The sequence below is a fragment of the Sneathiella sedimenti genome, from assembly GCF_017313765.1.
Taxonomy (GTDB): domain Bacteria; phylum Pseudomonadota; class Alphaproteobacteria; order Sneathiellales; family Sneathiellaceae; genus Sneathiella; species Sneathiella sedimenti.
The window spans coordinates 817205-836907 of record NZ_JAFLNC010000002.1; the positions used below are offsets into that span (position 1 = coordinate 817205).

General features: G+C 57.2%; 17 protein-coding genes. 12 read left to right on the forward strand and 5 right to left on the reverse strand.

What is annotated here, in order from left to right; translation table 11 throughout:
- The first annotated feature begins 9 nt into the window (after positions 1-9).
- The 8 genes from J0X12_RS09040 to J0X12_RS09075 are packed head-to-tail and all read left to right on the forward strand — an operon-like array spanning position 10 to position 7695.
- A complete protein-coding gene (locus J0X12_RS09040; protein ID WP_207044495.1) occupies positions 10-1230 on the forward strand; it encodes a CpaE/TadZ family protein in 1221 nt (406 codons plus the stop codon).
- 1 nt (position 1231) lies between these two features.
- Entirely contained in the window at positions 1232-2584 is a 1353-nt protein-coding gene (locus J0X12_RS09045) for a TadA family conjugal transfer-associated ATPase (protein ID WP_207044497.1), read from the forward strand.
- Positions 2581-3540 (forward strand): type II secretion system F family protein, encoded by a 960-nt coding sequence (locus tag J0X12_RS09050; RefSeq protein ID WP_207044508.1) that lies wholly within the window; start codon positions 2581-2583, stop codon positions 3538-3540. Before J0X12_RS09045 ends, J0X12_RS09050 begins: the two co-directional genes overlap by 4 nt.
- Positions 3537-4514: a type II secretion system F family protein gene (locus J0X12_RS09055; protein ID WP_207044512.1), complete on the forward strand. Its 978-nt coding sequence runs from the start codon at positions 3537-3539 to the stop codon at positions 4512-4514. The genes J0X12_RS09050 and J0X12_RS09055 overlap by 4 nt, the downstream gene beginning before the upstream one ends.
- 4 nt (positions 4515-4518) lie before the next feature.
- Entirely contained in the window at positions 4519-5340 is an 822-nt protein-coding gene (locus tag J0X12_RS09060; RefSeq protein ID WP_207044514.1) for a tetratricopeptide repeat protein, read from the forward strand.
- Complete coding sequence (locus J0X12_RS09065; RefSeq protein ID WP_207044517.1) at positions 5337-5819, forward strand: TadE/TadG family type IV pilus assembly protein; 483 nt, start codon at positions 5337-5339, stop codon at positions 5817-5819. Before J0X12_RS09060 ends, J0X12_RS09065 begins: the two co-directional genes overlap by 4 nt.
- On the forward strand, positions 5809-6369 hold the full coding sequence (locus J0X12_RS09070; protein ID WP_207044520.1) for a TadE/TadG family type IV pilus assembly protein: 561 nt from the start codon (positions 5809-5811) through the stop codon (positions 6367-6369). The genes J0X12_RS09065 and J0X12_RS09070 overlap by 11 nt, the downstream gene beginning before the upstream one ends.
- Positions 6370-6378: 9 nt before the next feature.
- A complete protein-coding gene (locus J0X12_RS09075; RefSeq protein ID WP_207044522.1) occupies positions 6379-7695 on the forward strand; it encodes a TadE/TadG family type IV pilus assembly protein in 1317 nt (438 codons plus the stop codon).
- Here J0X12_RS09075 and J0X12_RS09080 read toward each other — a convergent pair.
- From J0X12_RS09080 to J0X12_RS09095, 4 genes are read right to left on the reverse strand one after another with little or no spacing between them, the layout of a single operon-like run.
- Positions 7692-8588 (reverse strand): DUF1853 family protein, encoded by an 897-nt coding sequence (locus J0X12_RS09080; RefSeq protein ID WP_207044524.1) that lies wholly within the window; start codon positions 8586-8588, stop codon positions 7692-7694. The genes J0X12_RS09075 and J0X12_RS09080 overlap by 4 nt on opposite strands.
- Complete coding sequence (locus J0X12_RS09085; RefSeq protein WP_207044526.1) at positions 8588-9418, reverse strand: sulfite exporter TauE/SafE family protein; 831 nt, start codon at positions 9416-9418, stop codon at positions 8588-8590. The genes J0X12_RS09080 and J0X12_RS09085 overlap by 1 nt, the downstream gene beginning before the upstream one ends.
- 57 nt (positions 9419-9475) lie before the next feature.
- A complete protein-coding gene (locus J0X12_RS09090; protein ID WP_207044527.1) occupies positions 9476-10921 on the reverse strand; it encodes a VWA domain-containing protein in 1446 nt (481 codons plus the stop codon).
- Positions 10921-11859: an AAA family ATPase gene (locus J0X12_RS09095; RefSeq protein ID WP_420497065.1), complete on the reverse strand. Its 939-nt coding sequence runs from the start codon at positions 11857-11859 to the stop codon at positions 10921-10923. The genes J0X12_RS09090 and J0X12_RS09095 overlap by 1 nt, the downstream gene beginning before the upstream one ends.
- A gap of 190 nt (positions 11860-12049) precedes the next feature.
- Here J0X12_RS09095 and alaS point away from each other — a divergent pair, with 190 nt between their 5' ends.
- The gene (alaS, locus tag J0X12_RS09100; protein WP_207044531.1) at positions 12050-14734 is read left to right on the forward strand and encodes an alanine--tRNA ligase; all 2685 of its coding nucleotides are present in this window, start codon (positions 12050-12052) and stop codon (positions 14732-14734) included.
- 303 nt (positions 14735-15037) lie between these two features.
- On the forward strand, positions 15038-16024 hold the full coding sequence (gene htpX, locus J0X12_RS09105) for a zinc metalloprotease HtpX (RefSeq protein WP_207044533.1): 987 nt from the start codon (positions 15038-15040) through the stop codon (positions 16022-16024).
- On the opposite strand, the gene J0X12_RS09110 is transcribed toward htpX, so the two are convergent.
- The gene (locus J0X12_RS09110) at positions 16025-16657 is read right to left on the reverse strand and encodes a TetR/AcrR family transcriptional regulator (RefSeq protein ID WP_207044536.1); all 633 of its coding nucleotides are present in this window, start codon (positions 16655-16657) and stop codon (positions 16025-16027) included. It abuts the gene before it with no gap.
- 135 nt (positions 16658-16792) lie between these two features.
- On the opposite strand from J0X12_RS09110, the gene J0X12_RS09115 reads away from it, so the two are divergent.
- A complete protein-coding gene (locus J0X12_RS09115) occupies positions 16793-18700 on the forward strand; it encodes an AMP-binding protein (protein ID WP_207044538.1) in 1908 nt (635 codons plus the stop codon).
- Positions 18669-19703 carry an NADP-dependent oxidoreductase gene (locus J0X12_RS09120; RefSeq protein ID WP_207044540.1) on the forward strand — a complete coding sequence of 345 codons (1035 nt, stop codon included), beginning with the start codon at positions 18669-18671 and terminating at the stop codon, positions 19701-19703. The genes J0X12_RS09115 and J0X12_RS09120 overlap by 32 nt, the downstream gene beginning before the upstream one ends.

The following is a 19703-nucleotide window of genomic DNA, read 5'->3' on the forward strand; positions in this document are numbered from 1 at the left end:
ATATCAACGATGCCGGTACGGAAAAAACCAGAAATCGTGACCTTTCCAACTGCCGATGGAGCCGCCGTGTCGGCCGCCGCCTATGTCGCGGACCGGGAGACGGAAAAGCAGCTGAAAGACCTGTTGCCGAAATGGGGATATGAGACGGCGCATATCGGGCGCGGCACGCTCCGCGAGGTGATCCGCGATTACAGCGAGAAAACCATGCCGACGGTCCTCATCGTTGATATCTCCCGGGTATCGCTGCCACTTTCGGATTTGCAGGCGTTGGCTGATATCTGTCCGCCGCGGGTAAATGTGGTGGTGCTGGGGACAGAGGATAACGTTGGCCTTTATCGCGACCTGATGGAAATCGGCGTGACGGACTATCTGGTCAAACCCGTGCCGAGCGATCTGCTCTTTCGGGCGGTTGCCCGGGCCAGCGGCCGACTCACCGCACGCAAGACGGAACCACGGGTCGGCAAGTCCGTCGCGGTGTATGGCGTTCGGGGCGGGGTCGGGGCGACAACGACCGTCCTGAATACGGGATGGCTGCTCGCCAATCACCATAACCGGCATGTCATGCTCGTCGATCTCAACCTGACAAGCGGTACTCTTGCCCTTGAAATGGGTCTGGAGCCGACGTCCGGTCTCTCTGATCTCCTGACGGACCCGGACCGGATCGACCCCGTCTTTGTTGATCGCGCCACGCTGGCGGCTGAAGATAAGGTGAAACTCCTGGCATCGGAAACGGATTTCGCGGCCGCTGCCCCTTATGAGGCGGATGCCGTTGCGCAGTTGATGCAGCATCTTCGCAGCCGGTATCATTTCATCATTCAGGATGTCGACCGGGCCGCCCCGGAAACGGCCATGACAGTCCTTCAAAATGCGGATGTCCGGGTGCTGGTGATGGACCCGACCTTGGCTTCGGTGCGGGATGCGGCGCGGATTGTGAAGCTGCTGAAATCGGAAACAGGGGAGAAGAAGATCCTCCTTGTTCTCAATCGATCGCGGTCGCGCGCCGGCGGAGATGTGCCGATCGAGAAGATTTCCCGCTTCGTGGATCACCCTGTCGACATCATCATTCCGTTCGAGAAGAAAAGGCTCGCCCTCGCCAGCCTGAATGCCGAGCCGGTTGTCCGCGAGAAAATTCCGGTCACGGACGCCTTTCTGAAACTGGCGGCGGAGTTGATTGGGCGGAAGGGAACGTCGTCTCGATCCGGTTGGCTCTTCGGCTTAAGGGGAGGCTGACATGTTTGGCCGTAAGACCGAAAGCGAAAGACCGGGCGGCGTTGCGGAAACAGATGAGGCATATATCGGCAAGCCCGGACCGCGAGAGCGGGAATTCGACGTCCCGCCCGAACTGGTCGACCGGGTGAGAAAGCAGTTTTTCAACCGCATCGATCCCACCGCGGCGTCGACCATGCCGCCCGAGCAGCTTTCGATGCGCATAACCGAGGCGGTTTCTAAAATTGTCGATGAGGAAAAGCTCCAGGTCAACTGGATGGAGCAAAGTGCCATCGCACGGGAACTGTTCGATGATATCGTCGGGATTGGGCCGATTGAAAACCTGCTCTCCGATCCGAAGGTGACGGATATCCTCGTCAATGGGCCGGACACGGTATATGTGGAGCGGGGCGGGCGGCTGGAACTGACCAGCTATAAGTTCCGCGATGATGATCATGTACTGGAGGTGGCGCGGCGGATCGCCGCCTCTGTCGGGCGGCGGGTGGATGAGGCAAATCCCATGGTGGATGCGCGCCTGAAAGACGGCAGCCGTGTCAATGTGATCGCGCCGCCGTTGTCCGTCTATGGCACAATCATCTCTATCCGCAAATTCTCCAAGGAATTCATGAGCCTGAATGACCTGGGTCACGGCGGCTCCTGCTCTCCTGCCATGGTCAGGTTTCTTGAAATCGCGGCGCGCTGCCGACTGAATATCCTGATTTCCGGCGGCACCGGGTCGGGAAAGACAACCCTGCTCAACGCGCTTTCGGGATTGATCGATGAAAATGAGCGGATCGTCACGATCGAGGATGCGGCGGAGATCGCCCTGCAACGCCCGCATGTGGTGAGTCTGGAAACCCGCCAACGCAATACCGAAGGGACCGGAGAGGTGTCGCAACGGGACCTTCTGCGCAACAGCCTGCGGATGCGGCCGGACCGCATCATTATCGGCGAGGTGCGCGGCCCGGAAGTCTATGACATGCTGCAGGCGATGAATACCGGTCATGACGGGTCCATGTCGACCATCCACGCCAACAGTGCGCGCGATGCGCTGCTGCGCCTTGAAAATCTGATCCTGTCGACGCTTTCGAATTACCAGAGCCGCGGCGCGAGGCAACAGATTGCGAGCGCCCTTGATCTTGTAATCCATGTCGAGCGGGGGGCAAGCGGACGCCGCTTCATCCGGGAGATTTCCGAGATTGTCGCCCTGGAAGGGGACGTGATCACCAGCCAGACCCTGTTCGAGTTTGTGGAGGGGGCTGCCCGCGCGCAAGGGAACGGGGAGGTGTTCCGCTGTACCGGCGGACGCCCTCATTTCGAGGAGAAAATAGGCAAATTCGGGCTTCTGGAAGATATGCAGGAGGCGCTGCATCCATGACGCAGGAATTTTTATTGCTCAGCTTCCCGAATTGGCCCAACTGGGTCGCCTTTTCGGTACTTGTCTTAAGCGGGCTGTCGCTCCTGCTTTTGCTTTACCGCAAACTGGGAGAGGGGGAGCGCCGGCTCACGGCACGCCTTGCAGGTCTTAAGCCCGACCGTGCGGAAAGTGAGACGATGCCGACCCTGTCCTATGCGGACGTTGCTCCCCTTTATCGCGAAGAGGGGGAAGGCGCGGGTTGGCGTCAACGGTTGCAGGGGCGAGCCCTGCCGATAACGATTTTACTGCTGCTTCTGCTGGGGATACTCGCAATTGGCATTGTTGATTATCCCCTTGTCACCCTTGCCAGTGCCGGGGGCGTGATGGTGCTTGCCGGCGGCTTTGTCGCCTTTCATGCCTATCGACGGAATGCGCGACGCCGGCGCTTCATTGATCAACTGCCGGAAGCGATTGACATCATTATCCGTGGCGCGCGTGTCGGGATGTCCTTGCAGGAGAATTTTCAGGTGATCGCCCGTGAAATGCCGGATCCGGTTGGCAGCCAGTTTCGTATCCTGGCGGAAAAGCTTGGGATCGGGATTGATCTCGAAACGGCGCTCGGCGCGGCGGTGGAGGAGGTCGCGGTGAAGGAGTTGCAGTTCATGGCGACAACGCTCATTTTGCAACGGCGCACTGGCGGTCAATATACGGACGTGCTTGAGAATCTCGCCCAGGTCCTCCGGGATCGGCGGGCGCAGTTCCTCAAGGCGAAGGCGCTCACATCTGAATCTCGGGTTTCCGCCCGGATCGTCACGATCGTTACCGGCGTCATCCTGGTCATCCTTGCGGCCACGAACAAGGCGCAGTTTGACTTTTTGTTCGAGGATCCGCTGGGTCATAACCTGTTGATCTATTCCGGGATCAGTATTTTAGTCGGATTCTTCATCCTCTCCCGATTGTTGAGGACGCTTCAATGAACGGGGCCTGGCCGTCATCGATGGAGGAGGTGCTCTTGCTGGCGTCAATTGGTGTCTGCGGGTTTTTTGCGCTCGTTTTTCTCTTCAGTGCGCTCAGCGCGCGGAACTCTGAACGTTTCGATCAGCGGCTGCAAAAAATCACAGGAACCGGCAGTGAGACCGCCGAAACACCGGCGTTGCTGGACAGGATTGATCTGGAACGGGAAGAGGCGGTTCCTGCCGGTCCCGAGAAATGGACCCGGGCCATTCCCCTTGGGAAAGTGGGAGACAGAAAACTGGGTCTGCATCGCCGTTTCATCCGGGCGGGCATTGATCCCGTGCGCGGGAAAAAGCTCTTTCTCCTGGCGCGGATAACTTTCTTTCCGGGCGGTTGCTTTGTCGCCGCATATCTGTTCGGCGGGCTTTTTCCTTTAACGGATAATGTTATGCTGCTGGCTCTTGTTATTGTCGCTGCCGGGATCGGGTGCAGTTTCCTGCCGTTCCTGTTGCTCAGCTATCATATCCGGGAAAGGCAGCGGCGGATCGAGCGGACCATGCCGGATATGATAGATCTCCTCATTCTTTGTGTTGAGGCGGGACTGACGCTGGAAGTGGCCCTTGCGCGTGCGGTAGAGGGGCTGGAACCTTTTGCGCCGGAGGTCGCGGCGGAGATGAAAATCACGCTGAGCGAACTTCGGATCCTGCCCGACAAATCGATGGCGTTGACCAACCTGGAGGAACGCACTGCATCGCGGAGCCTGAAGTACCTTGTGCTGTCCCTTCGCCAGTCGGAACGCTATGGCACATCAATCACCGGCGCGCTGAAGGCGGTGGCGGCGGAGAACCGCAAGCATGCCATGCTTGAGCTTGAGAACAACGCGGCGCGCATGCCCGCACTCCTGAGTATCCCGCTTATTCTGTTTATTTTACCGCCCGTCGTCGCCCTTTCCGCAGGTCCCGGATTCGCGCTGATGATGCGGGCGATCGGAGGATAAAGGAATGTATTTACGCGTATTGTTGCTTTCGGTTTTGGCCATTCTTCTTATGGGCTGCGCTCTCCCGGGCAAGGGGTTGCAGGTGCAAAACCTGTTTGATGATGGAGCGGCGCGGGAACGGGCACTGAAAATTGCTGATGTTTCCGTTCAGTCGGGTAATTATCTCGCTGCCATCGAAATTTACCAGAAGCTGCTGGCCAGGAACAAGTTTGATGATGAGGTCCTCTCTGCGCTTGGTTCGACCTACCTCAAAGCCGGCGCGCCTATTGAGGCGGTATCCGTTTTTGAGAATCTGGAGGCAACGGCGCCTGACGATATTCGGCCCCTCCTCGGGCTTGGCCGGGCGCATTTGTTCCTGTATCGGCCGGAAACGGCGGCGCTTTATTTCGCCAGGGCCGAGACACTGGAACCAAGGAATATTGATGTGCTCGGCGGGCTCGCCATCGCGGCGGATATGGCGGGCAATCATGAGGAGGCGCGCAAGCTGTATGCGGCGGCCCTTGACGTTGCGCCGGACGATATGCGGATCAGGAATAATGTCGCCCTTTCCTACCTGATGGAGGGGGAGTATGACGCGGCCGTGACCTCCCTGGAGGCGTTGGCCTTTGCGCCGCAATCATCACCCCAGATCCGCCAGAATCTTGCGATGGCCTACGGTCTCGCGGGGGATGAGGCGGCATCGGTCCGCATTGCGCGGCTTGATCTTGATCCGGAAACCGCGAACAACAACCTCAAATTCTATAACCTTGTCCGCCGGATGAAGGACCACAACCTGCTGAGACGGTATTTGCTGGGGCCGCGACCGGGGATCGCCGGTGCCACATGAGGGCCTGCGCGCATCGGGTGCGGATGGTCGCCTCGGACTGTCGCGCATCGCTTCCCGTCGAACTCGCGGTTATTCTGCCGCTTGTATTCGCGCTCGTCTTTGGCGTGGTGGATGTCAGCCGTGTTTTGCTCGCCCGCAGCCTGCTCGATCATCTGGCCGTTGCGTTGTCCGATGAAATCAAGTTCAACAGTGCCGCCGGGACCGAAGGTGTCCTTACTTCTGGGGAGGCAGAGGCAATGCTTGTCACTCTCGCGCCCGACCTGGTCGGCAGCCTGGTCGATGTTTCCCGCCTGAGTGTGACGGTTAGTCGATATGAGAGTCTCGCGGATTTTGTGGGCGCAAGCCCGTCAGATGAGGGGACACTGACTGCCTATCGTCTGCACTATGGTGTCACCTTGATAACGCCCTTCGTGAATTATCTCTATAATTCTGCCGACGTGACGGAGAGTGCCCTTGTGGTGGTCAAGAATGGCTCATAGTCATTTGATGGCAAAGCTGATCGCGAATTGCCGGGGCAGCGTGATGGTGGAGGTGGCGCTGTTCGTGCCGGCAATCCTGTTTCTGCTGCTGGCGGGGGTTACCTTTTCGAATATCCTCCAGCTTTCGCGCAACGCCGACCGCGCCGCCATTGTCCTCGCCGATGATTTCTCGCGAAAAGCAGCTCTTGCGGAGGGGGATTTCGATATCGCCCTCGCGGCAATGACGGACTTGATCGAGTGGAACGGGTCGGAGGGAACATCTCGGTTGAATGTCACGGCAATTGAACTGAATCCCGACAACGGCGCGACTTTCCTCTGGAGCCGAAGCCGCGGAGAGGACGGCGGCAATTGCACGGAATCAAACCCCGTCTTTACGTCGCCGGACGGGAATATCGAGGGGGCGGGCAGTCTCTATCTGGTGCAGGTTGATATTTGCGCGACACCGGGCACAGGATTTTTTCTTGCAAGTGCCTTGAGCGTGATCGATTTTTCGGTTCATGCCCGCGCTGTTGCGCCCGTTCGGCAGGCTGTTCTTCGCAGTCCTGACTAGGGAGGACGGATGATGCTGACAATGCTCCGGAAGTTCTGCGCGGAAGAAGGGGGGACGGCGCTGCTTGTCTTTGCTCTGGCCCTTTTTATCGTTATCGGCGGGATGGCGTTCGCCATAGATATGGCCCGGTTTTTAGCCGCGAAATCACGCCTCGGCATCGCCACTGAGATGGCCGTCGTGACAGCCGCCCAGAATTTCCGTTTTCTGAGCGCAGAAGAACTCGATCAACTGGCAACAGAGATTGTGCGGGCAAATTTTCGAGGTACGGATTTACTGACCTATTCAGACGATACAATCGCACCTCCTTCTGTCAATCTTGCGACAATTGCGGGGACGGGTGAGATAACGCTAACGGCCTCGGTGGAAATTCCAACAACCCTGCTGCGTGCATTTAATTTTTTTGATGACGTGGCGGTTTCCACCTCAATTTCGGCGGTGCAGGAAATGCCGGAAGCGGAGGTCGTGCTGGTCCTTGACGCGTCCGAGAGTCTGGGCTCATCAGGAAGGCTGGGCGATGTGACATCCGCGGCCACTGCCTTTGCTGGCTCGCTGGAGGCGGAAGTCGCACAGACGCAGGGGATAAAATGGGCCCTTGTTCCTGTTGGAAATGCCATTGTAAACGTCGCGCCACATAACAACTGGTTGGAAGAGGGGGCCTGGCCCGAAAACCTCCCGCCCGAGGGACCGGGAACGACGGAATGGAGCGGGGATCTGGCTGAGGATCGCTGGTGCGTCGCGCCGCGTGCGGGAACGGCAGGAGAGGGGGATACACTGCCTGGCACTGCCGCTTTTCCCTTGATCCTGACACTGGATTCGGAAATAGATCCCGATACCGGGCAACCGCATTACAGGAATATTACGACGGCGGATTGCCGGTCGGAGCGGATCAGGGGGCTTGCCGACAGCCTCAGCCTGACCGCAGCGCTCGGCACGCTCGAGGGGCATGGCAGTACGGCCTATGGCCGGGGAATTCTCTGGGCGGAACGGGTCCTTTCTCCGCAGTGGCAAGGGGTCTGGAGTGAGGAGAGCGGCCTGCCGGTGGCCTATGAAGACAACAGCGTTGAGAAAATTGCGGTCCTTGTCATCGGTACCAGCGCAGCGGATGCGGGGGAGGATACCCTCCTCGCCAATAGCTGTGCACGGATGAAACAGAACGGCATAACCCTTTATGTGATCGACTATCTAGCACCGGAGCCCACCCCCACGCTTTTGCGTCATTGCGCGACATCTGGCGGACATTACTTTCGTGTAACGGAGGCGGCCTCCCTGCGGCGCGCGTTTTTTACCATCGCCAAGTTCATGACTGTGGTCCGCTTTTCCGGTTAAGCCGGCCAGCCTTCTGGGGTGATAAAGAAAGTGCCTTGGGAGGTAAGGCTGTCCGCTCCCTCATCGCGCATCAGATGAACAAGATGGGGCATGCGCCGCTGTGCGAAGACCCGGTCGATTGCCGCCAAAAGGGCCGGAACCTCCCCGGTCAGGGTTTCCTCGGGATAGAAGTAGGGGGTGAGCCACCGCTTTTTCTCGAGGATGAGGAAATGGTCGAAGGCAGGCAGGGATACCTCCGCAAGTTTGTTTCTACCGAGCCATGGCCGTTTCAGGCCGCCTTCTGAAATTCTCTCCGGCAGGACAGCGGGCGTTGCACCGGTGGAGTACGGGTAGAAAAGACAGCCTTTGATCCAGGGATGTGAGGTGACGTCTTGAAGGCCGAGGGAGGTCAGCACGGCGGCGGTTTCCGCTTGGGCGGGCAGCAGAAGCTGGTGACAATAAAGCCGGTCGAGTTTTCTTTTCAGCGTGTCTTTCTGCATCGGCCCGACGAAATCAGCTTCATCCGCGGGCGATCCGATATTGAGATAGAATTTGATGGCGAGTTCCCAATGCCGGGCGCGGCCCTCAAATAGAAACGCGAGATCAATTTCCCCCAGACTGCGCTTCTCCCGGAAAATCGGGATATTACTGCCAACCAGCGTGACGGAGGGGAGGTTGTCGAGCCAGAAAATGACCAGCTGCTCAAAATACCGGCCAAGATTGAGCCGGGGCGTGGCGGCAAGATGGGCCAGCAGGGGCGCGGGGTCAGCCCTCAGCCGCGTGAGTAATGCGTTCGTTTCGGGGTGCTGCCCCAGGTCGGGATCCGGCCTGTCCTTTAACAGAAAGGGAGAGGCGATGACCCATTCCAGATCCCGCAGGGCATAGGGCGTTCTGTGGTGCCGCGCCGCCGCCATTATCCATACAGGCTGTAAAACATCCGCAGGGATGTAAGGAACAGGAAGAAGGCAAAGGCTTTTTTCAGGAGGCTCCCGTTGATCTGATGGGCAATTTTCGCACCAACCGGCGCGAACAGGGCAGCCATTGGAAAGATCACCAGAAAGCCCAGGATATTGACATAGCCGATATTCCCCGGCGGAAGCTTGGCGGTATCCAGGCCTGCGATCAGGAAACCGATGGTGCCGGGTACGGCAATGATCAGCCCAATGGCCGCTGCCGTGCCGACAGCCTTCCGGATCGGGTAATTGAAGAGGGTCAGGATCGGCACGGTAAAGGTGCCGCCGCCGATGCCCATCATGGCGGAAAAGCCACCGATAAAGAGCGCGATGAGCTGCTTGAACGGGGCCTTCGGCAGGCTTTCGGAGATATGCACGTTATCGGGCCGAAACGCCATGTTCGCCGCGACGACAAGGGCGAGTGTCGCAAACACAAGGGTGAGCAGATTGCTGTTGGCGTAGGCGGCAACAATCGTGCCCAGTATGACCCCGATAAAGATCACCGGCCCCCAGCTTTTCAGGAGATCGACATCAATCGCCCCCTTTTTGTAATGGGACCGCGCGGAGGAGATTGAGGTTGGGATAATGGTGGCAAGAGATGTTCCGATGGCGACGTGAATCCTGATCGTGTCATCGACACCGAAAAAAGGCAGGATATTATAGAGCACGGGCACAATGACAATGCCACCGCCAACACCGAGTAGACCGGCCAGAACGCCGCCTACAAGTCCCGTTCCGGCAAGTGCCGCAATCAGGCCAATCAAAAGCGGCAGGGAAACATCAGCGAACATACAGCAAAACTCCTCATTTACGGGATAATGGACTTTAAGCGTTGGGTAGAACCTATCTTAGTTGCTTTTTAGCAGGTCACGAAGGATAAGTTCCAGCTTATTGAGGGAATTACATGTCTGTGCCGTGGTGCAATAGGGCGCGATGCGGAGCATTTCCGAATCCCCGGATCCCCAGATCGACTTGCGTTCCGGGTTGAGCCAGATAACCCTCTTCGCCCGCAGTTTGATTTCCTTCAGGATGTCGACCCGAGGGTCCGCGCCGTTGGAGCGGCCGTCGCCGAGGAAAATCACCGTCGTCCGGTTGTCGATATCGTTCAGGCAAAGGTCCTTAAAATCCTCAAGCGCCCGTCCGTAATCCGTAGATCGTCCGCCATATTTGTCGATGGCATAGGGAATCGCCTCTTCCGGGCCGAGCCGGTCGAACTCCGCCGTTATTTCGCCAAGGTCGCCCGAGAACGCGAAGGATCGCACTTTGGGCAGCACCTCATTGAGGCTATAAAGGAATAGCAGCAGAAAACGCGCTACCGACGCGACGGAGCCCGAAACGTCGCAGACCGCCAGGACCTTCGGCCGGTCCTTATGCTTTTGCTTCCAGTGCGTCTCGAACAGGATGCCGTCATAGGCAACGTTGCGGCGCATGGTCTTGCGAATATCGAGGTGACCCCGGTTCTTCACTTTTTTCACGCGCGAGTTCATGTCGGTCAGGCGTTTCGCCATGCGCTGAACAAGCAGGCGCATATATTTGAAGTCGCGATGCTCGACGTTGGAGAGACGGACATTCTTCAGGATATCCTGCCGGAATTGCTTGGCCTTGCCGCTGCTGGTGAGCGCGAGTTGACGCTCCACCATGTCGCGCACCGCATCGAACAGGAGCTCCGTTCGCCCGGACAGGCGATCGGCACCGGCCGCGTCGCCTTCCTGGTTGCGCCGGGAAATCTCCCGATTTACCTGATCGAGTCCCATCCCCTCCATGATCCGGCGGGTATAAAGGCCCCGCTGGGTCATGAGAACGATATTGCGAAGGTTGGCGGCATTCGCTGCGGCTGTCATGGCCATGGTCAGCTCGGTCCGGTCATTGCGTTCCAGCAGGTCAATGAGCGGGGCAGTCGCACCGCCCTGGCTCTGTTCGCCGGAAAAGCCGCCTCCGCCTTCTCCTCCGCCGGAGGCTGGGCTGGGTTGCCCCTCATCATCATTCGCAGCTGTAGGTGGCGGCGAGGACTCAGCAGTCTGGGACGTTTCCGGATTTTCGGCCTCTTCCTGCGTGTTCTCCGGATCGAGGTCGGGATTGATCTGGTAGCTGAAAAACTCGTCGAAACACCGCTCGAAACTTTCCTGTTCCTCGATCGTCTTGGCCATGACTTGCGCGAGCGCGGTTTTCAGCAGGCCTCGATCCTTGTAGCCGAACAGACGTACGGTCTCAGCGGCGTCGACGCTTTCGCTGATCGACACCGGCACATCCGAATAGCGCAGCATCTCAACAAAATCTGCGAGCGCCTTATCCATTAGCGGAACTCTTTGCGTGCCACAGCGATAAATTTCGGGACTTCGCTGCTCATATTATCAATGTCTTCCTCGAATTTCAGCAGCATGTTCAGCGTGTTCCGTACAAGGTCGACATCGAGCTTGTCCGCATGGAGCAGCATCAAGGTGCGGGCCCAGTCGATGGTCTCGCTGACCGCCGGAAGTTTCTTGAGATCCTGCGTGCGAAGCTGCTGGACGAAGGAGACGAGCTGGTTGCGCAAATTCTCTTCCAGTTCCGGCACCCGCGTCTGGATGATCCGCCGTTCCAGGGAGGCATCGGGGAAAGGGATGTAAAGATGCAGGCAGCGGCGTTTCAGTGCGTCGCTCATTTCCCGGCTGTTGTTACTGGTCAGGAAGACGAGCGGCTTGGTTTTTGCCTTGATCGTGCCGATTTCGGGAACGGATATCTGGTAATCCGAGAGGATTTCCAGAAGATAGGCCTCGAACTCATGGTCCGACTTGTCGATCTCGTCAATCAGGAGAACCGTTTTCTCCTTCGACTGCAACGCTTGCAGGAGAGGGCGGGCGTCCAGGAATTTTTCAGAGTAAAAGCTGTCGCCGAACTGGTGCAGCTTTTCCATGGATTGCTCCAAACCGACGGCATCTTCCAGAAGATCGCCGAGCTTTTCCTTCAGGATCTGGGTATAGAGAAGCTGCTTGCCGTATTTCCATTCATAGAGCGCTTTCGATTCATCCAGCCCTTCATAGCATTGCAGGCGGATCAGCGGCGCGGAGAGTATTTCCGAGGCGGCCTTGGCCAGTTCCGTCTTGCCGACGCCGGGCGGTCCCTCGACCAGGATAGGCTTATCCAGCTTCTGCGACAGGTAGATGGAGGTGGCGATATGGCGATCGCAGATATAACCGGCCGTTTCAAATCCCTCTTTGATCAGGTCGATGGCGGTTGCTGGGTCTTTATCAATGAATGTCACGTATCGGTTCCATGTTATTATTATTGTTCACTGGTTAAAAAAGATTACCTATTCAATAGCAGGCTCGTCCGCGCTTTGCTAGGGCAATCCAACTGGACAGCGGATGCAGGGCGCGGTAAAAAGCGGCAACAATGCGGCTTATATGCCGCATTTTACTGCTTAGGTGAACGGAAATGGCAAAATGAGTACGACAAAAGAAATACGCAGCTCCTTTCTCGACTATTTCGCAAAGAATGGTCATGAAAAGGTGGACAGTTCCCCGCTGGTGCCGCGGAACGATCCCACCTTGCTGTTCACCAATGCAGGCATGGTGCAGTTCAAGAATGTCTTCACCGGCCAGGAAAAGCGGCCCTATGACCGCGCAGTGACGACACAGAAATGTGTCCGGGCGGGCGGCAAGCATAATGACCTTGAGAATGTCGGCTATACCGCGCGCCACCACACCTTTTTCGAGATGCTGGGCAATTTCTCCTTTGGCGACTATTTCAAGGATCAGGCGATTGAGCTGGCCTGGAACCTGCTGACCAAGGAATTCGGCCTGCCGAAGGAAAAGCTGCTGGTTACTGTCTATCATGATGATGACGAGGCCGCGGGGCATTGGAAGAAGATCGCGGGGCTGTCCGATGACAGGATCATCCGGATCGCAACGTCCGATAACTTCTGGTCCATGGGCGATACGGGCCCCTGCGGTCCCTGTTCCGAGATTTTCTTTGACCATGGCGAGGGAATCCCCGGCGGACCGCCGGGCAGCCCGGACGAGGACGGCGACCGCTTTATCGAGATATGGAATCTCGTCTTTATGCAGTTCGAGCAGTTGGCCGGCGGCAAGCGCGAAAATCTTCCGCGTCCGTCGATTGATACCGGCATGGGGCTGGAGCGGGTGACCGCCGTCCTGCAGGGCAAGCACGATAACTATGACATTGACCTGATGCGCCATATTATCGAGGCCTCGGCCGATGTTTCGGGCATTTCGGCGGATGGGGAATTCAAGGTCTCCCACCGGGTGATTGCCGATCATTTGCGCTCCTCCTCCTTCCTTGTTGCGGACGGTGTTCTGCCGTCAAATGAGGGGCGGGGATATGTGCTCCGGCGGATCATGCGCCGCGCCATGCGCCATGCCCATATGCTGGGGGCGAAGGAACCGATGGTCTACAAGCTGGTGCAGACCCTCGTTAGTGAAATGGGAGAGGCTTTTCCCGAACTCGCCCGTGCCCAGTCGCTGATTACCGAGACATTGAAACTGGAGGAAACCCGCTTCAAGGAAACCCTCGATCGCGGCCTCAAGCTGCTGGGCGATGCCACAGAGAAACTCGGCGGCAGTGATCCGCTTCCGGGCGATGTCGCCTTCAAGCTCTACGATACCTTCGGCTTTCCGCTCGATCTCACGAAAGACATCCTTCGCGGCCAGAATCGTCAGCTTGATGAGGCTGGCTTCGACGCAGCGATGAAGAAACAGAAGGAAGCAGCCCGTGCCGCCTGGTCCGGCTCCGGGGATGCGGCAACGGACACCCTCTGGTTCGACCTGCATGAAAAAGTCGGCGCGACCGAATTCTTGGGCTACCAGACCGAAACAGCCGAAGGCAAGGTGCAGGCCATCATCAAGGACGGCAAGGAAGTTAAATCCGCAACACAGGGTGAGGAGGTCATGGTCGTCCTCAACCAGACGTCCTTCTATGGCGAAAGCGGTGGCCAGGAAGGCGATCACGGCATGCTGAAGTCTGCCGAGGGCTTTGCCATGGTGGTCAAGGACACTCAGAAGAAGCAGGATCTTTTCATCCATATCGGGCAGGTCGCCAAGGGGACGCTGAACGTGGAGGATGTGGTGGAAACCCATGTCGATCACCGTCGCCGCAGTCGCCTTCGCGCCCATCATTCGGCGACCCATCTGCTGCATGAGGCATTGCGCCAGACGCTGGGCGATCATGTGACCCAGAAAGGCTCCCTCGTGGCGGAAGATCGGCTGCGCTTCGATTTCGCCCACCAAAAACCGATGAGCGATGCCGAACTTGCCGAAGTGGAGAAGGCGGTGAATGACCGCATTCGCGTGAATGCCGATGTAGCCGTGCATCTCACCACACCGGAAGAGGCCATCAAGGCCGGGGCCATGGCGCTCTTTGGCGAGAAATACGGTGATGAAGTCCGGGTTGTCTCCATGGGGGGATTGGATGAAAGCAAAGGGGCCGGTCGCAACTACTCGACGGAGCTCTGCGGCGGTACCCATGTCGCGCGCACCGGTGATATCGGGTTCCTGAAAATTATAGGTGAGGGAGGTCTTGCCGCCGGTATCCGCCGGATCGAGGCAGTGGCCGGGGAGGCCGCGCTTGACTATGTGAACGATCGCGAGAAAATCCTGGCGGACGCCGCCGCGACTCTCAAGATCGCACCGCATGAACTTGGCAATCGTATCCAGAGCCTGCTGGAGGAGCGGAAAAAGCTCGAACGCGAGCTGGCCGATACCCGCAAGAAACTGGTAAGCGGCGGGGGTGGCAGCGCAGCGGACGCGCCGGAGAAGGTCGGCGATATTTCGCTGATGGCCCGTCTTTTGAGCGATGTCCCGCCGAAAGACCTGAAGCCCATGGCCGATGAGATCAAGAAGCAGCTGAAGAGCGGCGTTATTGTCCTGATCAGCAATAACGAGGGGAAAGCCTCCATCGTTGTCAGCGTCACGGGTGATTTAACGAGTGAAATCAGCGCGGTGGATCTGGTCCGCGCGGGCTCCGAGGCGCTTGGCGGCAAGGGTGGCGGCGGTCGCCCGGATATGGCGCAGGCGGGCGGCCCCGATGGGACGAAGGGCGAGGAGGCCGTTACCGCCATCAAGAGCCTGATCGCAAAACTGACCTCCGGCGAGATTTTGGCCGGGCAGTAACATACTCAAAAAGCCGGCAGGTTTGCCGTCCTGCCGGCCCTTACACTACAGGTTAATCGACTGTGCCGTCCCGATCCAATCGGGGTAGTATTGGCAGGGACGGCACTTCCTCCCTAGACTTGCCGGCTTCCAGTCATTTAACTGCTAACCGGTAAATCTGCATTTGGTGGTTTGATGTGACGGAAAAGCGGCAATTTCGGGGTAATTCCATGGCCGCCATATTTTGCGGCATCGCTTGATATTCCCGCTATTTCCAATACATATAAAGGGCGCCTGCAAAGGTATGCCTGTTGGGTGAGGAACATGAATTATTTCAAGACCGGATTGTTGATTGCCGCCATTACCGCGTTGTTTCTGGCCGTTGGATTTATGCTCGGCGGAACGACAGGGATGCTGGTTGCACTTGTCGTGGCGATTGCCATGAACGGCTTCGCTTTTTGGAACTCGGACAAGATGGTCCTCAAGATGTATGGTGCGCGGCAGGTCAGCCGGAGCGACGCGCCCGGGCTCTATCGGCTGGTGGAGGAACTGGCGGCTCGGGCCGACTTACCCATGCCGAAGGTGTTCATCATGGAAAATCCGCAGCCCAATGCCTTTGCAACGGGCCGAAATCCCGAAAACGCCGCTGTTGCGGTGACCACCGGCCTCATGCGGATTTTGAATGAACAGGAGACGGCGGGCGTTCTTGCCCATGAGCTGGCCCATATCAAGAACCGCGATACCCTGACCATGACAGTGACGGCAACCATTGCCGGTGCGATCAGCATGCTGGCCAACTTTGCCTTCTTCTTTGGTGGCAGCCGGGATAACCGGGGCGGCATTCTCGGTACTCTTGCGATCATGATCCTTGCGCCACTCGGTGCGATGCTGGTGCAGATGGCCATCAGCCGGACACGGGAATATTCTGCGGATCAAACGGGTGCGGAAATATGCGGAAATCCGGAGTGGCTGGCGACGGCGCTGCAAAAGCTGGAAAGCACGGCGCGCGGTATCGAGAATATTCCGGCGGAGAAAAATCCCGCCTCGGCCAGCCTGTTCATAATCAATCCCCTGCATGGACAGCGGGCAGATAATCTCTTCTCGACCCATCCGTCGACGGCAAACCGCGTTGAACGGCTGAAAGAACTGGCAAAATCACTGGTGCCGTCCGGTGCCCGGAGAATGCGCACAGGTACCCGCGACCGTTATTCCCATGAGGGAATGTTCAGGAAGAAGTCGTCACGCGGCGCCATTCCCTACACTGATGATCCCGCGACGCGGCCCCGTCCGAAGAAAGGCCCCTGGGGCTGATTATTTCAGGTATTTCGGCGACTTAACGAGGGCTCTTGTCAGGAATCGGCTCAAGTGATCGACATACTCCTGACGACTTTGCCCCTTGCGATACGCCATGGGAGCAGAGAACTGGATCAAGCCGATCATGGCGTGGCCAATCAGATCGGGGTCAATGTCCTCATATAGCTCCCCTTTGACCTTGGCATTCTGCAATTGTTTAATAAAGCCTGAGGCGAACCTGGTGCGCACTTCCTTTGAGGTCGAGTCAGTCGGGTCGAAAACCTTGGTATCGACAAGGGCCGAACGTAGCAGGCCGGGGTTTTGTTCGGCGAATTCCTGTATAGCCGTCAGGCTGTAGCGGATATAATCCTCAAAACTGTCGACTTTGGGAATGCGTGTGTGAACATAGGTATGTAAATCTTCCTGCGCGCCACTTGCGAAGGCGAGAAAAATCTCTCTTTTGTCTGTATAGTGGCTGTAAAAGGTGCCATGGGCGACATCCGCCTCTTTGGCAATATCTTGGGGTCTTGTTTCGTGATAACCCTTATTGACGAAGAGTTTCCGGGCCGCCGACAATAATCGGATGCGCTTTTCCTCTTTTCGTTTACTGGCCCTGTCTGACGCCACCGTGACGGGTGTTGATTGATTCATCCGCCTCCCACCTTTTTATTTTTATGTTTTTTCGCGTCTATTGCTGGCAATTATTACAACAATTTGTCAGTATTCTTACAATAACAGTCCGGTGCGTAAAATAGAACAAAAAAATCAACGGAGATTGTTCCCCATATGTCATCAAATATTCCATTTCGGCCATTCAATCGGCCGGCTCCAGATATTTCGGTCGCTCAAAATGACGATGGGAGCTGGATTGTCAAGAGCAATATCTCGCTTGGCGAGTATTTGACCAATATCGGTACTTATTTTAGGCGGGCGGCAGAGGAATTTCCCGATCGTCCCTTTCTTGTCCAATGCCGGCCTGAAGGGGATTGGCCTGAACTTACCTATCAGCGCCTGAAAGACGAGGCGGGTCAGGTCAGCAGTTACCTGCTGGCAAATGGCTATGGCCCGGACAAACCCGTCATGATCCTCTCCGGCAATAGTTTTTCCCATGCGATCCTGAAAGTTGCGGCGCTGCAGGTCGGCGTGCCGATAACTGCCTGCTCGCCGTCCTACTCGCTCATGGGGACAGATTTTACGAAGCTGCTCTATGCCGTGGACCTGACCGAGCCGGGGATGATTTTCGCAGAAGACGGGGACAGCTTCGCCGCCGCACTCAATGCGCTTGACCTTGCCCATATCGAGGTCGTCACCGTTAGCGGCAATTCTCACGGCGGCAAAAGGTTCTCCGACTTGCTGGGCGTCACGAATACGGAAGCGCTAGAGGCGGCCTTTAACGCGGTGACCGGGGAGGATCTCGCCTTGATCCTGTTTACGTCAGGCTCGACAGGAATGCCGAAGGCGGTGCCGAATACGCAAAAAATGCTTTGTGCCGCGCAGAAGACGCTTGAACTCATTTCAGAGGCACCTGATCCCGTCAATGACCCGACGCGCGTGCTGGATTGGCTGCCATGGCATCACACCTATGGCGGTACGGTGAATTTCTTCGGTATTGCAAGAAGTTGCGGCACTCTCTTCATGGATGACGGGAAGCCGACCCCCGGCCTGTTCGGCCGGACAATCGAGAATCTGAAGGTTGTCTCACCCTCCCGGTTCAGCACGGTCCCGGCCGCGTACAGCTTTCTTGCTGACCAGCTCGAGGAGGATGAGGAGTTGGGGCACGCCTTTTTCAAGAACCTCAAGATCTGCCAGTATGGCGGCGCCGCTCTCTCGCAGGAAATGTTCGAACGGATGCAGCATCTTGCCATCAAATATACCGGCATGCGTATTCCTTTCGGCACGGGATGGGGCGCGACGGAAACGACGGGCACGGGAACGGCGGTTCACTGGAATAGCGAACGGGTCGGGCTTATCGGCCTGCCGACGCCCGGTATTACGGTGAAAATCCTCCCGGTCGGGGAAAAGCTGGAGATTCGGATCAAGGGGCCGAATGTTCATGCAGGCTATTACAAGCGGCCTGATCTCACCGCGCAATATTTCGACGAGGAAGGATATTATTGCATTGGCGATGCGGTTAAATGGGTAAATCCCGACAATCCGGCGTCGGGCATGATCTTTGATGGCCGTGTCGCCGAGGATTTCAAGCTGACCAACGGGACATGGGTCAGCACGGGTTCCTTGCGCCTGTCGCTCGTGGATGCGCTTGATCCGATAGCCCGTGACGTGGTGATTGCCGGCCACGACCGGGAGGAAATCGGGATCATGATCCTTCTGACTGAGGCCAGGCACAGGCAATTCGCGGAACAGGGGGACGCGCTGTCGGCGGATGGCAAGCGGATTATTGCCCCGTCGTTGATTGAGGCTGTTCAGGAGAAACTCAGTCGTTATAATCAGGCCAACCCGTCGCTAAGCCGACGGGTGGGGAGGGCGCTGATCATGGCGCAGCCGCTTTCGGTGGATAAGAATGAAATAACGGACAAACAATATATCAACCAGGGAGCAGTGCTTTCCAATCGTGCGGATCTCGTCGCCTGTCTGTTTAATGACCCAGTCGAAAGAGATATAATTAATCTTAACAAAAACAATGAGATGAAAGGCACTTCAAATGTCAGCAATGAACAAGCAGATATTGCTTAAATCACGGCCCGTGGGAGAGCCGACCGCGGATAATTTCGAATTGGTGGAAACTGCTGTGCCAACGCCGGGACCAGGCCAGTTTCGGGTCAAGGTCATCTATATGTCCCTTGATCCCTACATGCGCGGCCGGATGGGAGCGGAAAAAAGCTATGCCGCGACCGCAGATCTTGGCGTGCCAATGGTTGGAGGCGGCGTCGGTGTAGTCGAGGAATCCAACAATGACCAGTTCAAGGTGGGCGATTATGTCATGTGCGGCACCGGCTGGCAGAGCTATTGTCTTTCCGACGGCACCGGGGTGATGAAGCTCAATCCCGATCAGGCGCCCATCTCGACCGGGGTCGGTGTTCTTGGGATGCCGGGGCTGACGGCCTATTATGGCCTCCTCGAAATTGGCAAACCCCAGGCTGGGGAGACGGTTGTTGTCGCTGCGGCCTCCGGTGCCGTTGGGAGTGTCGTCGGACAGATTGCCCGGATCAAGGGTTGCCGCGCCGTTGGGATTGCCGGTTCACCCGATAAATGTGCCTTCGTGGTGGATGAGCTCGGCTTTGATGTCTGCCTTAACTATAAGGATGCGGATTTCCCGGAGCAACTCGCGAAAGCCTGCCCGGACGGGATTGACGTTTATTTCGAGAATGTCGGTGGCAAGGTGTTCGAGGCGGTCCTGCCGCTTCTGAATGACGATTCCCGCGTTCCCCTCTGCGGCCTGATTTCGCAGTACAATATGACGGAACTGCCGAAAGGGACAAACATGCTGCCCGCGTTGATGCGCGCAATGCTGACCCATCGAATTCTCATACAGGGCTTTATTATTTCTTTCCATTTCAATCACTTGCCAGCCTTTTTGAAAGATGTGAGTGGCTGGATCAAAAGCGGCAAGCTCAAGTATCGCGAAGATATCGTGGAGGGTATCGAGAACGCGCCAGAGGCGTTCATGGGCCTGTTGAAGGGAAAGAATTTCGGGAAATTGCTGGTTCGTGTTGCCGACGATCCGACAAGAAACTAA

What these genes read in the sequence shown, in the direction of transcription:
- J0X12_RS09080 (WP_207044524.1), bottom strand. Translation starts at nt 8,588, where the DNA reads ATGGCGGCGGCGCGGCACCACAGAACGCCCTATGCCCTGCGGGATCTG.
- htpX (WP_207044533.1), top strand. Translation starts at nt 15,038, where the DNA reads ATGAATTATTTCAAGACCGGATTGTTGATTGCCGCCATTACCGCGTTG.
- J0X12_RS09060 (WP_207044514.1), top strand. Translation starts at nt 4,519, where the DNA reads ATGTATTTACGCGTATTGTTGCTTTCGGTTTTGGCCATTCTTCTTATG.
- J0X12_RS09090 (WP_207044527.1), bottom strand. Translation starts at nt 10,921, where the DNA reads ATGGATAAGGCGCTCGCAGATTTTGTTGAGATGCTGCGCTATTCGGAT.
- J0X12_RS09045 (WP_207044497.1), top strand. Translation starts at nt 1,232, where the DNA reads ATGTTTGGCCGTAAGACCGAAAGCGAAAGACCGGGCGGCGTTGCGGAA.
- J0X12_RS09055 (WP_207044512.1), top strand. Translation starts at nt 3,537, where the DNA reads ATGAACGGGGCCTGGCCGTCATCGATGGAGGAGGTGCTCTTGCTGGCG.
- J0X12_RS09110 (WP_207044536.1), bottom strand. Translation starts at nt 16,657, where the DNA reads ATGAATCAATCAACACCCGTCACGGTGGCGTCAGACAGGGCCAGTAAA.
- alaS (WP_207044531.1), top strand. Translation starts at nt 12,050, where the DNA reads ATGAGTACGACAAAAGAAATACGCAGCTCCTTTCTCGACTATTTCGCA.
- J0X12_RS09070 (WP_207044520.1), top strand. Translation starts at nt 5,809, where the DNA reads ATGGCTCATAGTCATTTGATGGCAAAGCTGATCGCGAATTGCCGGGGC.
- J0X12_RS09065 (WP_207044517.1), top strand. Translation starts at nt 5,337, where the DNA reads ATGAGGGCCTGCGCGCATCGGGTGCGGATGGTCGCCTCGGACTGTCGC.
- J0X12_RS09075 (WP_207044522.1), top strand. Translation starts at nt 6,379, where the DNA reads ATGATGCTGACAATGCTCCGGAAGTTCTGCGCGGAAGAAGGGGGGACG.
- J0X12_RS09085 (WP_207044526.1), bottom strand. Translation starts at nt 9,418, where the DNA reads ATGTTCGCTGATGTTTCCCTGCCGCTTTTGATTGGCCTGATTGCGGCA.
- J0X12_RS09050 (WP_207044508.1), top strand. Translation starts at nt 2,581, where the DNA reads ATGACGCAGGAATTTTTATTGCTCAGCTTCCCGAATTGGCCCAACTGG.
- J0X12_RS09040 (WP_207044495.1), top strand. Translation starts at nt 10, where the DNA reads ATGCCGGTACGGAAAAAACCAGAAATCGTGACCTTTCCAACTGCCGAT.
- J0X12_RS09115 (WP_207044538.1), top strand. Translation starts at nt 16,793, where the DNA reads ATGTCATCAAATATTCCATTTCGGCCATTCAATCGGCCGGCTCCAGAT.
- J0X12_RS09120 (WP_207044540.1), top strand. Translation starts at nt 18,669, where the DNA reads ATGTCAGCAATGAACAAGCAGATATTGCTTAAATCACGGCCCGTGGGA.